This window comes from Paracoccus spongiarum, from assembly GCF_030732095.1.
Classification (GTDB): domain Bacteria; phylum Pseudomonadota; class Alphaproteobacteria; order Rhodobacterales; family Rhodobacteraceae; genus Paracoccus; species Paracoccus spongiarum.
In genome coordinates, this window is the sequence record NZ_JAVAMQ010000001.1 from 143,075 (window position 1) to 156,001 (window position 12,927).

The following is a 12,927-nucleotide window of genomic DNA, read 5'->3' on the forward strand; positions in this document are numbered from 1 at the left end:
TCATGACCAAGCTGAGACTCGGCCCGCTGCCCGACGACAAGCCCGTCAAGGTGACGGTGGAGCTGCCCGCGCCGCTTCACCGCGATCTGGTCGCCTATGCCGAGGTGCTGGCCCGCGAGAGCGGCCAGCCCGTCGCCGATCCCGTCAGGCTCATTGTGCCGATGCTGGAGCGATTTATTGCGACAGATCGCGGCTTCGCAAAAGCACGTCGCTCGCCCCAATCTGCGAAGCCGCTTGCTTGAGCCTCATAGCCTTGGCAGACGCCGCCTTTGCCATGGAGAGCAACCTGCGGAACGCGGGATTGTCGTTCGCCGGGGACCAGACCGCCGAAAATGGAAGCACCTCGGCGGCGATGGGTCGGTATGTGATGCCTGGAAGCGCGGCCACCGTCATGGCCTCGCTCACTAGCGTCAGACCCTGGCCGATCGCCACCAGCGGCAGCAGGTTATCCCGACCGACCGATTGAACCTGGATCTCGGGATGCCGGCCGAGGTCCGCCAACTCCCGCACCAGATGGTCATGGATCTCCTGGCCCGGCGCGGCTTCGCTGACGATGAAGGGCTCATCGGCGAGATCTCCCCACATCACCTCGTCCAAAGCCGCCAGGGGGTGGAGATCGGGCAGCACAACGAAAACCCGCTCGGACCACAGAGGCGCCCGGTCGCATCCAGGCCATTCCCGGTCGCCGGTCAGGAAGGCGACGTCGAGGCGGAACTGGCGGATGGCCGCGACGTGTTCGGCAGGATCGCCGTCGATCAGTTCGATCCTGACGTCTTTATGAGACCGACCATAGCTTGCCAGCAGCTTTGTCAAAAAGCCCGAAGCGATGGACGAATAGATGCCGATCCGCACTCGTCCCTGCTCGGATCGTCCTGCGGCGGCAACTTCGTGAGCGCCTTCGTCTATCGTCTTGATAGCCCGACGCGCGCGATGAAGGAAACGCTGCCCCGCAAAGGTCTGCGACACGCCCCATGCGTGCCGGTGAAAAAGGGACGCGCCCATCCTGTCTTCGAGATCGGCGATGCAACGGCTGATTGCCGATTGCGATAGTCCTAACGAACTCCCTGCCTTTCGGAAGCTGCCATGTTCGGCAGCGGCTATGAAGTAGCGAAGGTGACGAAGCTCGATGGAGTCAGGGAACTTGGCGGTCTCCTTCATCCGAGGGCCGCCGTCCGGATCATATGCTCTCGGACCATAGGCAAGCCAACTGTCCCTCTCCGATTGTCGAGCATTCACGCGATGACGAGACGTATCGCGCGTAGCGGGTCATAGCCAGATCATACAACATTTGAACACATAAACAACTGTTCAATATTTGTATGAAAGAGGAAGATAATCGAGAGAGGCGATGCCACCGCCAGGTCAAGATGCCGAAGTCTCAAAACGAGCCCGTGGCGCTTGAGGATTGCGGTCGTGGCATGACGGATGCTTGCGGCTTACAACGGTGGCAAGGTCAAGCAGAAAGTTTTCTGAATTTTGCCCCTTGACCTTCCAACGGTGGAAAGCCCCATTTTCCAGAGGACTCAAATCAAGGAGCCCTCCATGTATCTCTTCACCGTTCCCAACATGACATGCGGCGGTTGCGCCAAGTCGGTAACCAAGGCGCTGCAAATCGTCGATGCCGCCGCGAAGATCGAGACTGATCCGCCCAAGCGTGAGGTCCGTGTTGAATCATCCGCGACCGAGGCGGACCTGCGTGCCGTTCTCACCGAGGCGGGCTATCCGGCCGAAGGCGCCCCGGCAGCCGCCTGATGCTACCTCCTGCCCACTGATCATGAGCGTCAAGCTGCTCCCGTAGGTGTCCCCCGGTTCATTGCAGTGTCAAAATGGGCAGTCCTCGGGCTGCCCATTTTGATTTCTAGGATCAGCCAGATCTTCAACGTCGAAGGCGTCGGCATTGCCCTGTGCGCCGTCACGACCCGTCGGTCCTAGAGGCTTCGGGCAGATGGCAAAAAAATTCGCACGGCTGGTTGACAAGCATACACTTGAACAACTATTCAAGTGTTGACTTGATGCAACCGGAAACGAGCAATGGCAAACTCATCACACTCCCACAGCGACCATGACGGTCACGACCACTCCAAGCACGACCATAACCACGGCGGCGGCCACGATCATGGTCACGATCACGATCATGACCACTCGCATGTCCCGACAGTCACGAAGGACAACGAGCGCAAAATCCTCATTTCCTTTTTCATCATCTTCACCTTCATGATCGTGGAGGCCGTCGGCGGCGTGATCTCGGGCTCGCTCGCGCTGCTTGCCGATGCCGGCCACATGCTGACCGACGCAATCGCGCTCGGCCTCGCCTATGTCGCCTTCCGCCTCGGTCGGCGGGCCGCGGACGGCCAGCGCACCTTCGGCTATGCCCGCTTCGAGGTGATCGCCGGCCTGGTCAACGCTCTTACGTTGTTCGGCATCGTCGGCTTTATCGTCTATGAGGCTATCGAACGGTTCCAGGAGCCCCAGCCGGTCCTCGCTGGTTCGATGTTCGTCGTAGCCATCATCGGCATGCTCGTGAACCTCTTCGTGCTTTGGTATCTGACGCGCGGAGATTCCGAACACGTCAACGTCAAGGGCGCTGTCCTGCACGTCATGGGCGACCTGCTCGGCTCGGTGGGTGCGATCGTCGCCGCTGTCGTCATCTGGTATACGGGTTGGACTCCTATCGACCCCATCCTGTCGGTATTCGTGTCTCTGCTGATCCTGCGCAGTGCATGGAGCCTGCTCAAGAACACTCTGCATATCCTGCTCGAAGGCGCACCTGACAACGCCGGCGCCGACAAGATCTCCGAGCATCTTCTCAAGACTGTTCCTGGTATCCAGAGCGTCAACCATATCCATGTCTGGTCGCTGACCTCCGGTCGTGTGCTGGCGACGCTTCAGGTGCAGCCGATGGAAGGCGTCGATGTTCGCAGCGTCATGAAACAGGTCGAGGCCGAACTGAAAACGAAGTTCAAAATCGAACACCCGACGATCGGCATCGACTGGGACGGAGTAGCCAGTTGCACCTTGGAGGAGCCGAACACCGCGGCGCTATCCCATGCGGGTCATTCGCACTGATCGGTCGCGCCTGATGGTTCACTCAGTTGATCGGGAAGGTTCGACATGAATATCGCAGAAGCCCCTTCGTCCCAAGAGTTGAACTTTCTCGCTGAAACCTTCCGCCTGCTGGGTGATCCCAGCAGGCTGAAGATTCTCCTGCACTGCGAAGACGGTCCGAAATCCGTGACCGATATTTCCGAGGCGCTGGAGCTTTCGCAGTCGCTCGTCAGCCATCACCTGCGTCTTCTTCGTGGCGCGCGCCTGGTGACCCGTGTTCGCCACTCGAAGCAAATGTTCTACGAGGTCACCGACAGGCATGTCGGTGACGTTCTGCTCGACATGCTCTCGCATGCGCGTGAGGAAAGGGAAGGCGACCCAAAACGCGACATCATCGGTCCTCGTTCTTGAGCAGCCCTTCGCTGGCCTGTGACACTAAATGTCGATCTTGGTAGTTCTCAATCGCAAAGCGTTGGCAATGACGCTGACCGAAGAGAGCGCCATGGCCAGTGCGGCAAGCGCCGGTGACAACAGCAGCCCCATCACGGGATACAGTAACCCGGCCGCCACCGGCACGCCTGCCGAGTTGTAGAAGAATGCGAAGAACAGGTTCTGCCGGATATTGCGCATTGTCGCTCCCGACAGGCGACGCGCCTTCACGATCCCCAATAGGTCACCGCCTAGCAGCGTGACTCCCGCGGATTCCATGGCGACATCCGTTCCTCCGCCCATCGCTATGCCGACATCGGCAGCCGCAAGCGCTGGGGCGTCATTCACCCCATCGCCCGCCATGGCGACGATACGGCCTTCCTTGCGAAGACGTGTAACAACCTCGCTCTTGCGTTCTGGAAGCACCTCGGCCTCCACATCGGCGATGCCCAGCTCTTTTGCCACCGCCTGAGCCGTGAGCTTATTGTCACCAGTCATCATGACCACGCGGATGCCGTCCTTTCGGAGGGCTTCCAGCGCTGCCGGCGTAGTGGATCGTATGGGATCGGCCACGCCGATGGCGCCGACGGGCCGGCCGTCGATGGCGACCAAGACGGCGGTGGCCCCGCGTGAGCGAATGACGTCCGCCTCGATCGCCGCTGCGCCCGGCTGAACGCCTTCCAGCTCCAAAAACTTGGCGCTACCGATCAGCACGCGCTGACCGGCGACGGTTCCCAAGACTCCCCGACCGACAGGAGAGTCGACGTCCGAGGGTTCCGACAGTGCGAGCTGCTTCTCCACCGCGGCACGGACAATAGCCTGTGCAATCGGATGTTCGCTCGCACGTTCAAGGCTCGCCGCGGCTTGAAGAAGTTCCGTCTCGCTCCGCCCATCGACCGGAACGATGGCCGTGACGGCCGGTTTCCCCTCCGTAAGCGTGCCGGTCTTGTCGACCACGAGGGTATCGATCTTCTCCAGCCTTTCGAGCGCCTCGGCGTTCTTGATCAGCAATCCGAGATTGGCGCCTTTGCCGACGCCAACCATGATCGACATCGGCGTTGCAAGGCCAAGGGCGCATGGGCAGGCGATGATGAGAACAGAAACAGCCGCAATCAGGCCGTAACTCAACCGGGGTTCCGGGCCAAAAAGGGTCCAGGCCACAAAAGCGATCAAGGCGATAACGATGACCAGTGGAACGAACCAGCCGGACACCTGGTCTGCTAAGCGCTGGATCGGGGCGCGGGACCGCTGCGCCTGCGCCACCATCTGGACGATCTGCGAAAGCATGGTATCGCGACCAATGCGAGCCGCATCCATGACCAGAGCGCCAGATTGATTGATGGTCCCTGCGATGAGCTTTGCACCCGGCTCTTTCGTGACCGGCATCGATTCGCCGGTAATCATCGATTCATCGACGGCCGAACGCCCCTCCAGCACCGTCCCGTCCACCGGAACTTTCTCGCCCATGCGAACACGAAGCTTGTCGCCGACGGCAATATGCTCGACCGCCACCTCCTCGTCGGTGCCATCTGGCCGGATACGTCGGGCTGTCTTCGGAGCCAGGTCAAGAAGCGCGCGTATCGCGCCCGAGGTCTGTTCGCGCGCGCGTAGCTCCAGCACTTGGCCGAGCAGCGCCAGCACCGTGATCACCGCGGCCGCCTCGAAGTAAACCGCAACGGTGTCTCCCATCATCCGCGCCGTTTCCGGGAACAGGTCGGGGGCGAGCGTTGCCACCACGGAGTAAATCCAGGCAACGCCTACGCCCATCGCGATGAGCGTGAACATATTGAGCGATCGGTTCACCACGGACGCCCAGCCGCGCTGAAAGAACGGCCAGCCTGCCCACAGCACCACCGGCGTCGCCAGTATGAGTTGCAGCCAGTTGTTGATCTGGCCAGGAATGTAACGATGCAGGCCGAAAAGTTCGCTGCCCATCCCAAGGAAGACCACCGGAACAGAAAGGGCGGCACCCACCCAGAACCGTCGAGTCATGTTGACCAGTTCCGCACTGGGTCCGGTTTCGGCCGTCGGCATTTCGGGTTCCAGCGCCATCCCGCAGATCGGGCATGATCCTGGACCGACCTGACGGATCTGGGGGTGCATCGGACAGGTAAAGATCGTGCCCTCCGGCACTACCGCTGCCTGGGTCGGTTCCGATGGTCCAACATATTTGCCCGGATCGGCCATGAACTTGGTCTGGCAGTTCTCGGAGCAGAAATAATACGTCGCGCCCTGGTATTGGGCTCGGTGCTTAGCCGTTGTGGGGTCCACGGACATCCCACAAACGGGGTCCTTCACAGTATCGCTTGCCTCCGCAGTCGCGGTGTGATGGCCCGATCCGCCACCGTGCCCCTTGTTATGGGCATGGGCGGCGCCTTGATGATGGTTATGGTCGTGAACCATAGTAAGCCTCCGCTTCCCTTATCTCCCCGCATGCAGGTTGCCACCGCATGCGAACCAAGCCCCGACTAATCGTTCAGCCGGCCAGCAATCGCCTGCATTTGCTCGATCTCGCGACGCTGGGCGACCTCAATCTCTTCACACAACGCCAGAAGCTCGGCGTCCGACAGGTTGGCCTCTCTGCACATCAAGATGGCTCCCGAGTGATGCGGAATCATCGAGTCGATAAACTGGCGGTCATCGATCATGGCTTGGGATCGAGTCGCCCAAAATGATCCCAGGGTAAGGACGACAAAAAGCACATAGAGGACAATATTCACGCTGCGGTTCGGAAACATGCCCGGCATCGTCGCCAGCATGAAGATGCCCATCGGCGCCCACATGGTTATCGCCATGTAAAGCATGTTCAGATTGTTCCGGAAGTCGCCCCAGCCGTCGATCATCGAAAACATCACGACATACATCACGATGAGGCCGAGGATCATGTTGATCCAGAACATCAGATAGGGACGGCCATGGGAGCCGTGGCTATTCCCCGAATGCCCGCCATGAGCCGTGTGGTCGCTCGCCATTTGATCGTCCTTTCGCGGTTGTCAGTGTCCAATGCCCATCGGCTTGAAGATCATCCAGACCGCCATGCCGATCATCATGAGGTTCTCGGTGAGCGACACGAAGCCGAGCGGCACGTTGCTGTCGCCACCGACGCAGGCGCATTTCAGCTCGCGCCTGTCGATATAGACCGCCTTGAACACCGAGACCGCGCCGATGCCGCCGATGAACAGCGCGACGGGGATCGACACCCACATCAGGGCACCGGAGATCATCAGGACGCCGGCGAGCGCCTCCGCGAAGGGATAGATGTAGGCATATCGGACCCATCGCTGCGCCAGAAGGTCGTAGTTCAGGAACATGGTCGCGAAGCCTTCCACGTCCTTCAGTTTCTGAAGGGCAAGAAGGCACATCGCGATGGCGATGAGCCATTCGGCGGCTTGGACCGTCGCGAGGTTCCCGAACGCCGCCCAACTCGCGGCCAAAGCCATTAGGGCAGCCATCGCGAACAGCGCGATCACCGGCTTGTAGGTAACGGCATCCTTGTCCTCGACCTTGCCGCCGAAGAACCGGACGAGATCATCGTAACCGCCGATCCGCTTGCCGCCTATGAAGGTCTGCGGCGTCGATTGAACATCATGCTTTGCCTTGAAGGCGTCCGTCTCCGCGCGGGTCGTCAGATGGTGATCGTCGACCTCGTAGCCTTCCCGCTTGAGCAGATCGAGCGCTTTCAACCCGTAGGGGCAGGTATGGTTTTCCATCACCATTCTATGAAGTTCGGCGCGTTTGGCTGCATGGGTCGCCATAGTCTGATCCCTTCGATCTAAAGTTTCGCTTTCGCGAACACCTCCACCAGTTCATTGAACTTGGCGCGCTGAAGGTCTGCATCGCCCGATGCGATCGCCTCCTCGACGCAGCAGGCGGCATGCGATCGCAACACCTGGTTCTCCACCTTGGAGAGCGCGGCTTTAACCGCGTGGATCTGGTTGAGAATGTCGATGCAGTATCGCTCGTCCTCGACCATCTGGCCGACACCGCGAACCTGCCCGGCGATCCGGTTGAGCGACGCGATGATCTGCTTGGAATTTTTGTTGCACATCCAGCTACCCCTACCCGGTATGGGTATATATACGTTAGAGCAAAAGTTTGGTTCCCGCAAAACCCAAGAGTTTTGCCGGCATGTCAACGTCGAAGCAAATAATCGTGGGAGGTCCAATGGACGATACGGTAACTGTCCGGCGCAACATCACCGTCCTTACTGCCGCGCAGGCGCTCGGAGGATCGAGCGCGCCGATCGTCATGTCGCTCGGCGGCCTGGTCGGCCAGCAGCTTGCCGACAACCCCGCATGGGTGACGCTGCCGGTCAGTCTCTTCGGTCTCGGCCTCGCAATCGGCACGCTGCCCGCCGCCTTCGTCATGCGCGCCTGGGGGCGCCGTGGCGGTTATCTGTTCGGCGCGTTGTTCGGCCTCGCAGCGGGACTCATCGCGGCGTTTGGCATCTTCGTATCGTCGTTCCTACTGTTCTGCGTCGGCTGCTTTACCGCCGGTCTCTACGGTTCCTACGTCCAAAGCTATCGCTTCGCTGCCGCCGATGCTGCCGAAGGCGCTTTGAAGGCACGAGCAATCTCCTGGGTGATGGTCGGTGGGCTGATCGCGGCTGTAATCGGTCCGCAGCTCGTCATCTGGACACGCGATTCCTTCCCCGGCACCCCCTATGTCGGCAGCTTCCTCAGCCAGGCGGCGCTTCCGTTGTTGTCGATCCCGATTCTGTTGATGCTGCGCACGCCGCAATCCGCTTCGCAATCCGCGTCGGAAAGCTCCGGCCGTTCCCTGATCCAGATCCTGATGATGCCCCGCTACATGCTTGCCGTCGCGGCCGGCGTCGTCTCCTACGGCCTCATGGCTTTCGTCATGACGGCCGCACCGATCGCGATGGTCAATACCGGCCATTCGGTCGACAGCGCAGCACTCGGAATCCAGTGGCATCTACTGGCGATGTTCGCGCCGAGCTTCGTCACCGGCCGCCTCATGACACGCTTCGGCAAGGAGCGTGTGACGGCGGCGGGGATGCTGCTCATCGCCGTCTCGGCCATCGTCGCGCTGGCCGGGCTTGAGCTAATCAATTTCTGGGGGTCTCTGGCCATCATGGGCATCGGCTGGAATTTCAGCTTCATCGGAGCGACGGCGATGGTCACAGACTGCCATACGCCGGGCGAGCGCGCCAAGGCGCAGGGCGCAAACGACTTCATGGTCTTCGGCACGACCGCCGCCGTCTCGTTTCTGGCAGGCAGCGTCCTGCACAACTCGGGCTGGGCGGCAATCAACTGGCTATTGTTTCCGCCGGTCGCCTTGATCCTCGTGCCGTTGCTCTGGCAAGCGGCACGCAAACCGCAAGCCTGAAACGCAATGTCCCCGCCATTTTGGCGGGGACGCACCGGGTCAGGTCCTCGCTCTGCGCCCTCGCAGCCGAAAGGCTGCTTGGGCATGCGGTTATTGCAGCGAGCGATTGACCGCGCCGGACCGAGGCCGGATCGAAAGATCTTCATCGTCCTGATCGGTCTCAAGGCGCTGTAGGATCGGGCAATGCGGCCGATGATCCCCTTGGCAGGCGTTCACCAGCATGGTGAGCGTGTGGGCCATGTCCTGCATATCCGCGATCTTCCTCTCCAGCGCGTCGATATGGCCCTGCGCCAAGCGCTTCACTTCTGCGCTCTGTCGCGTCTCGTCGCGCCAGAGGTTGAGCAGGTCGCCGATCTCGGCCACCGAAAAACCGAGGTCGCGCGCGCGGCGGATGAAGCGCAGCATGTGGACATCGGTAGCCGAATAATCGCGGTAGCCGGAGTCCTTCCGATCAGCAGCCGGGATGAGACCTGTCTGCTCGTAGTAGCGGATCATCTTGGCCGAAACGCCCGATGCCTTTGCTGCCTGTCCGATGTTCATGAACAATCTCCCATATGTAAGGACAGCCGACCCTAAATATAGGATCGGCTGTCTGGTTTCATCAGCCCTGGACCTTGAAGGTCTTGAGCCGGAGCGCATTGCCGAGGACGAAGACGCTCGACAGGGCCATGGCGCCGGCGGCAAAGACCGGCGACAAGAGGATGCCGTAGGCCGGATAGAGCGCACCCGCGGCGACCGGGATCAGGGCCGTGTTGTAGGCGAAGGCCCAGAACAGGTTCTGCCGGATATTGCCGATCGTCGCCTTGGACAGCGCGATGGCGTTCGGCACCCCGGTCAGGCTGCCCGACATCAGCACCACGTCCGCCGCCTCGATGGCGATGTCCGTGCCCGTGCCGATGGCGAGACCCACATCCGCCTCGGCCAGCGCCGGAGCGTCGTTGATGCCGTCGCCGACGAAGGCGACCTTGCCATGCTCGGCCTTGAGCCGGCGGATCGAGTCGACCTTGCCGTCCGGCAGCACCTCCGCCACCACCTCGTCGATGCCCAGGCGAGCCGCGATGGCCTTGGCCGTGCGCTTGTTGTCGCCGGTGATCATCGCGACCTTCAGGCCGAGGTCGTGCAGCGCCTTGATCGCCGCCGGCGTCGTCTCCTTGATCGGGTCGGCCACGGCGATGATCGTCGCCAGCTTGCCGTCGATCGCCGCATAGAGCGGCGACTTGCCCTCGTTGCCCAGACGTTCGGCAACCTGGGCGAAGCCCGCCACGTCATGGCCAAGCTCGACCATGTAGCGATCCGCGCCGATCTCGATGCGCTTGCCGTCGACCACGGCCTTCACGCCGAAGCCGGTCACCGACTCGAAGTCCGACACGGCGGGCAGTGCAATGCCTTCCGCCTCGGCCGCATCCACGATGGCGCGGGCAATCGGGTGTTCCGACTTGGCTTCGACGGCTGCGACCAGGCCCAGCACCGTCGTCCGGTCGAAGCCGGCGGCCAGTTCGAGGTCGGTCAGCGCCGGCTTGCCTTCGGTCAGCGTGCCGGTCTTGTCGACGGCCACCACCTTGGCATCCTTCAGCAGTTGCAACGCTTCACCCTTGCGGAACAGCACGCCCAGCTCCGCGCCCCGGCCGGTGCCGACCATGATCGAGGTCGGCGTTGCCAGACCCATGGCGCAGGGGCAGGCGATGATCAGCACGGCGACGGCATTGACCAGCGCGAAGGTCAACGCAGGCGACGGGCCGAAATAGAGCCATGCAGCGAAGGTGAGGGCGGCGACGGCGAAGACCGCCGGCACGAAATACATCGTCACCTTGTCGACCAGCGCCTGGATCGGCAGCTTCGACCCTTGTGCTTCCTCGACCATGCGGATGATCTGCGACAGCACCGTGTTGCCGCCGACCGCCGTGGCCCGGATCGCGAAGGCGCCCTTCTGGTTCACGGTTCCGGCCACGACCTCGCTGCCGCTCGTCTTGGACACCGGGATCGGTTCGCCGGTGATCATCGACTCGTCGACATAGCTTTCGCCCTCGATGACTTCACCATCGACCGGGATACGGTCGCCGGGGCGGACCTCCACGATGTCGCCGGACAGCACCGAATCGATCGGCAGATCGACCGTCTTGCCGTCGCGGCGGACACGCGCGGTCTTGGCCTGAAGTCCGACCAGCCGCTTGATCGCTTCCGAAGTGCGCCCCTTGGCGCGGGCCTCGAGCAACCGGCCGAGCAGGATCAGGGTGACGATAACCGCGGCGGCTTCATAATAGACGTTCACCGTCCCAGCGGGCAGGAAGCCCGGCGCGAAGGTCGCCACCAGCGAATAGAGGTAGGCGGCCAGCGAGCCGACGGCGACCAGCGAGTTCATGTCGGGAGCCAGCCGCCAGAGCGCCGGGAGGCCCTTGTCGTAGAAGCGGATGCCGGGCACGAACAGCACCAGCGTCGTCAGCACGAACTGAAGATACCAACTGTTCTGCATGCCGATGGTCGCGGCGATCATGTCGTGCGCGCCCGGAATGAGGTGCGACCCCATCTCCAGGATGAAGACCGGCGCGGTCAGAACCGCCGCGATGGTGAAATCGCGGGTCAGCTCACGGCGTTCGGCTTCCTTCTTCTCGGCGCGGTCATCGACCTCGGCCTGGCCCGCCCCGGTCGCCGCCGCGATCACCTTGGCCTCGTAGCCCGCGTTCGCGATTGCCGCGACGATGGCCGCAGCATCGGCGGTTCCCTGGACGGTGGCCTTCTCGGTGGCGAGGTTGACGACGGCGTTGGTGACGCCCGGCACGGCCTTGAGCGCCTTTTCGACACGTCCCACGCAGGAGGCGCAGGTCATGCCCTCGATCGCGACCTCAAGCGAAGCCGCCGCCGGCGCGGTGAAACTTGCCGAAACCGCGTAGCCTGCGTCCTCCACGGCCTTCACGACGACCGCTCGGTCCACCGGGCCGCTCGTCGTGATGCTGGCTTTCTCGGTAGCGAGGTTGACCACGGCATTGGCAACGCCGGGGATGGCCTTGAGGGCCTTTTCCACCCGCCCCACACAAGAAGCGCAGGTCATGCCTTCGATCGGCACTTCAAGGAGGGCAGCTTTCGGCGCACTGAAGCTGGCCGGCACTTCATAGCCAGCATTTTCGACCGCCTTGACGAGCGCTATGCGATCAACCGTGTCGTTCGTCGTGATGCTGGCCTTCTCGGTCGCCAGATTGACGACCGCGTTGGCGACGCCGGGGACGGCCTTCAGGGCTCTCTCGACACGGCCGACGCAGGATGCGCAGGTCATGCCCTCGATAGGCAGGGAAATTGCTGCATTCATCTTGTCCGCAGCTCGAACAGGGGCATCCATTGCCGCCTCCTTTCTAAGTCAGAATTCGAGTTCGGACACTGATATGCTCCTTCCAACGATGGGAAGGTCAAGGGTAAAAATTCCTTTTCGTTTCCTCTTGACCTTACCATCGTTGGAAACCCCAACTTGAGGACCATGAGAACCGAACCCAAAGGAGAAAGCTCATGGAACTCAAGATCGAAGGCATGACCTGCGGCGGTTGCGCCAAGTCCGTCACCAAGGCGATCCAGTCGGTCGATCCGACCGCCAAGATCGATACCAACCCCGCCCAGCGGATGGTCAAGGTCGAGACGACCGCAACCCCGGCAGCCCTTCGGCAGGTTCTCGAAGAGGCTGGCTATCCGGCGACCGTGAAGTGAACAGGAGCAAGATCATGCACAAGCTGACCCCGATTTTCATTGGCGGCGCACTCGCCATCAGCGCCGGCCTCGCCATCGCACAAAGCCAACTGAACACGGATACCACCATGCAAGGCCACGACATGCCGGGGCATTCGATGCCGGCCTCCGACAACCCATCCACGCAGGCTTACATCGAAGCCAATAACCGTATGCACGCCGACATGACAGTCGACTTCACCGGCGACGCCGACATCGACTTCATGCGCGGCATGATCCCGCACCACCAGGGCGCGATCGACATGGCGCGGATCGTGCTGCAATACGGCACTGACCCCGAGGTCCGCAAACTCGCCGAGGAGGTGATCTCGGCCCAAGAAGGTGAGATCGCTATGATGCGGGAATGGCTCGCCGCGCGCGGCCAGTGATTTTGAT

At 61.8% G+C, this 12,927-nt stretch carries 14 protein-coding genes; 7 read left to right on the plus strand and 7 right to left on the minus strand.

Annotated elements, in window-relative coordinates; translation table 11 throughout:
* The first annotated feature begins 2 nt into the window (after nt 1-2).
* The gene (locus Q5Y72_RS00700) at nt 3-242 is read left to right on the plus strand and encodes a DUF2274 domain-containing protein (RefSeq protein ID WP_080620514.1); all 240 of its coding nucleotides are present in this window, start codon (nt 3-5) and stop codon (nt 240-242) included.
* Here Q5Y72_RS00700 and Q5Y72_RS00705 read toward each other — a convergent pair.
* A complete protein-coding gene (locus Q5Y72_RS00705; RefSeq protein WP_080620515.1) occupies nt 175-1,158 on the minus strand; it encodes a LysR family transcriptional regulator in 984 nt (327 codons plus the stop codon). The genes Q5Y72_RS00700 and Q5Y72_RS00705 overlap by 68 nt on opposite strands.
* Before the next feature lie 384 nt (nt 1,159-1,542).
* Here Q5Y72_RS00705 and Q5Y72_RS00710 point away from each other — a divergent pair, with 384 nt between their 5' ends.
* The 3 genes from Q5Y72_RS00710 (at nt 1,543) to Q5Y72_RS00720 (ending at nt 3,456) form a co-directional block, all read left to right on the plus strand.
* Complete coding sequence (locus Q5Y72_RS00710; protein WP_080620516.1) at nt 1,543-1,752, plus strand: heavy-metal-associated domain-containing protein; 210 nt, start codon at nt 1,543-1,545, stop codon at nt 1,750-1,752.
* A 279-nt stretch (nt 1,753-2,031) separates the two neighbouring features.
* Entirely contained in the window at nt 2,032-3,066 is a 1,035-nt protein-coding gene (locus Q5Y72_RS00715; RefSeq protein ID WP_080620517.1) for a cation diffusion facilitator family transporter, read from the plus strand.
* 45 nt (nt 3,067-3,111) lie between these two features.
* Complete coding sequence (locus Q5Y72_RS00720) at nt 3,112-3,456, plus strand: ArsR/SmtB family transcription factor (protein ID WP_080620518.1); 345 nt, start codon at nt 3,112-3,114, stop codon at nt 3,454-3,456.
* 24 nt (nt 3,457-3,480) lie between these two features.
* On the opposite strand, the gene Q5Y72_RS00725 is transcribed toward Q5Y72_RS00720, so the two are convergent.
* From Q5Y72_RS00725 to Q5Y72_RS00740, 4 genes are all read right to left on the minus strand, one after another.
* Nucleotides 3,481-5,877 carry a heavy metal translocating P-type ATPase gene (locus Q5Y72_RS00725; protein ID WP_089389385.1) on the minus strand — a complete coding sequence of 799 codons (2,397 nt, stop codon included), beginning with the start codon at nt 5,875-5,877 and terminating at the stop codon, nt 3,481-3,483.
* A gap of 65 nt (nt 5,878-5,942) precedes the next feature.
* On the minus strand, nt 5,943-6,446 hold the full coding sequence (locus Q5Y72_RS00730) for a DUF305 domain-containing protein (protein ID WP_080620520.1): 504 nt from the start codon (nt 6,444-6,446) through the stop codon (nt 5,943-5,945).
* 21 nt (nt 6,447-6,467) lie between these two features.
* Entirely contained in the window at nt 6,468-7,184 is a 717-nt protein-coding gene (locus tag Q5Y72_RS00735; RefSeq protein ID WP_425274171.1) for a MauE/DoxX family redox-associated membrane protein, read from the minus strand.
* Nucleotides 7,185-7,246: 62 nt separating this feature from the next.
* On the minus strand, nt 7,247-7,522 hold the full coding sequence (locus Q5Y72_RS00740; protein WP_064790834.1) for a metal-sensitive transcriptional regulator: 276 nt from the start codon (nt 7,520-7,522) through the stop codon (nt 7,247-7,249).
* Nucleotides 7,523-7,638: 116 nt separating this feature from the next.
* Between Q5Y72_RS00740 and Q5Y72_RS00745 the strand changes: the two genes are divergently transcribed.
* Nucleotides 7,639-8,823 carry an MFS transporter gene (locus Q5Y72_RS00745; protein ID WP_080622749.1) on the plus strand — a complete coding sequence of 395 codons (1,185 nt, stop codon included), beginning with the start codon at nt 7,639-7,641 and terminating at the stop codon, nt 8,821-8,823.
* Nucleotides 8,824-8,913: 90 nt separating this feature from the next.
* On the opposite strand, the gene cueR is transcribed toward Q5Y72_RS00745, so the two are convergent.
* Nucleotides 8,914-9,363 (minus strand): Cu(I)-responsive transcriptional regulator, encoded by a 450-nt coding sequence (gene cueR / locus Q5Y72_RS00750; protein WP_080620522.1) that lies wholly within the window; start codon nt 9,361-9,363, stop codon nt 8,914-8,916.
* Between the two features lie 61 nt (nt 9,364-9,424).
* Nucleotides 9,425-12,124 (minus strand): heavy metal translocating P-type ATPase, encoded by a 2,700-nt coding sequence (locus Q5Y72_RS00755; protein ID WP_080622750.1) that lies wholly within the window; start codon nt 12,122-12,124, stop codon nt 9,425-9,427.
* A gap of 194 nt (nt 12,125-12,318) precedes the next feature.
* Between Q5Y72_RS00755 and Q5Y72_RS00760 the strand changes: the two genes are divergently transcribed.
* Both Q5Y72_RS00760 and copM read left to right on the plus strand, forming a co-directional pair.
* Nucleotides 12,319-12,513 carry a heavy-metal-associated domain-containing protein gene (locus Q5Y72_RS00760; RefSeq protein ID WP_080620523.1) on the plus strand — a complete coding sequence of 65 codons (195 nt, stop codon included), beginning with the start codon at nt 12,319-12,321 and terminating at the stop codon, nt 12,511-12,513.
* A gap of 14 nt (nt 12,514-12,527) precedes the next feature.
* Nucleotides 12,528-12,920 carry a CopM family metallochaperone gene (gene copM / locus Q5Y72_RS00765; RefSeq protein ID WP_080620524.1) on the plus strand — a complete coding sequence of 131 codons (393 nt, stop codon included), beginning with the start codon at nt 12,528-12,530 and terminating at the stop codon, nt 12,918-12,920.
* Nucleotides 12,921-12,927 lie beyond the last annotated feature (7 nt).

What these genes read in the sequence shown, in the direction of transcription:
- Q5Y72_RS00700 (WP_080620514.1), top strand. Translation starts at nt 3, where the DNA reads ATGACCAAGCTGAGACTCGGCCCGCTGCCCGACGACAAGCCCGTCAAG.
- Q5Y72_RS00705 (WP_080620515.1), bottom strand. Translation starts at nt 1,158, where the DNA reads ATGAAGGAGACCGCCAAGTTCCCTGACTCCATCGAGCTTCGTCACCTT.
- Q5Y72_RS00710 (WP_080620516.1), top strand. Translation starts at nt 1,543, where the DNA reads ATGTATCTCTTCACCGTTCCCAACATGACATGCGGCGGTTGCGCCAAG.
- Q5Y72_RS00715 (WP_080620517.1), top strand. Translation starts at nt 2,032, where the DNA reads ATGGCAAACTCATCACACTCCCACAGCGACCATGACGGTCACGACCAC.
- Q5Y72_RS00720 (WP_080620518.1), top strand. Translation starts at nt 3,112, where the DNA reads ATGAATATCGCAGAAGCCCCTTCGTCCCAAGAGTTGAACTTTCTCGCT.
- Q5Y72_RS00725 (WP_089389385.1), bottom strand. Translation starts at nt 5,877, where the DNA reads ATGGTTCACGACCATAACCATCATCAAGGCGCCGCCCATGCCCATAAC.
- Q5Y72_RS00730 (WP_080620520.1), bottom strand. Translation starts at nt 6,446, where the DNA reads ATGGCGAGCGACCACACGGCTCATGGCGGGCATTCGGGGAATAGCCAC.
- Q5Y72_RS00735 (WP_425274171.1), bottom strand. Translation starts at nt 7,184, where the DNA reads ATGGAAAACCATACCTGCCCCTACGGGTTGAAAGCGCTCGATCTGCTC.
- Q5Y72_RS00740 (WP_064790834.1), bottom strand. Translation starts at nt 7,522, where the DNA reads ATGTGCAACAAAAATTCCAAGCAGATCATCGCGTCGCTCAACCGGATC.
- Q5Y72_RS00745 (WP_080622749.1), top strand. Translation starts at nt 7,639, where the DNA reads ATGGACGATACGGTAACTGTCCGGCGCAACATCACCGTCCTTACTGCC.
- cueR (WP_080620522.1), bottom strand. Translation starts at nt 9,363, where the DNA reads ATGAACATCGGACAGGCAGCAAAGGCATCGGGCGTTTCGGCCAAGATG.
- Q5Y72_RS00755 (WP_080622750.1), bottom strand. Translation starts at nt 12,124, where the DNA reads ATGAATGCAGCAATTTCCCTGCCTATCGAGGGCATGACCTGCGCATCC.
- Q5Y72_RS00760 (WP_080620523.1), top strand. Translation starts at nt 12,319, where the DNA reads ATGGAACTCAAGATCGAAGGCATGACCTGCGGCGGTTGCGCCAAGTCC.
- copM (WP_080620524.1), top strand. Translation starts at nt 12,528, where the DNA reads ATGCACAAGCTGACCCCGATTTTCATTGGCGGCGCACTCGCCATCAGC.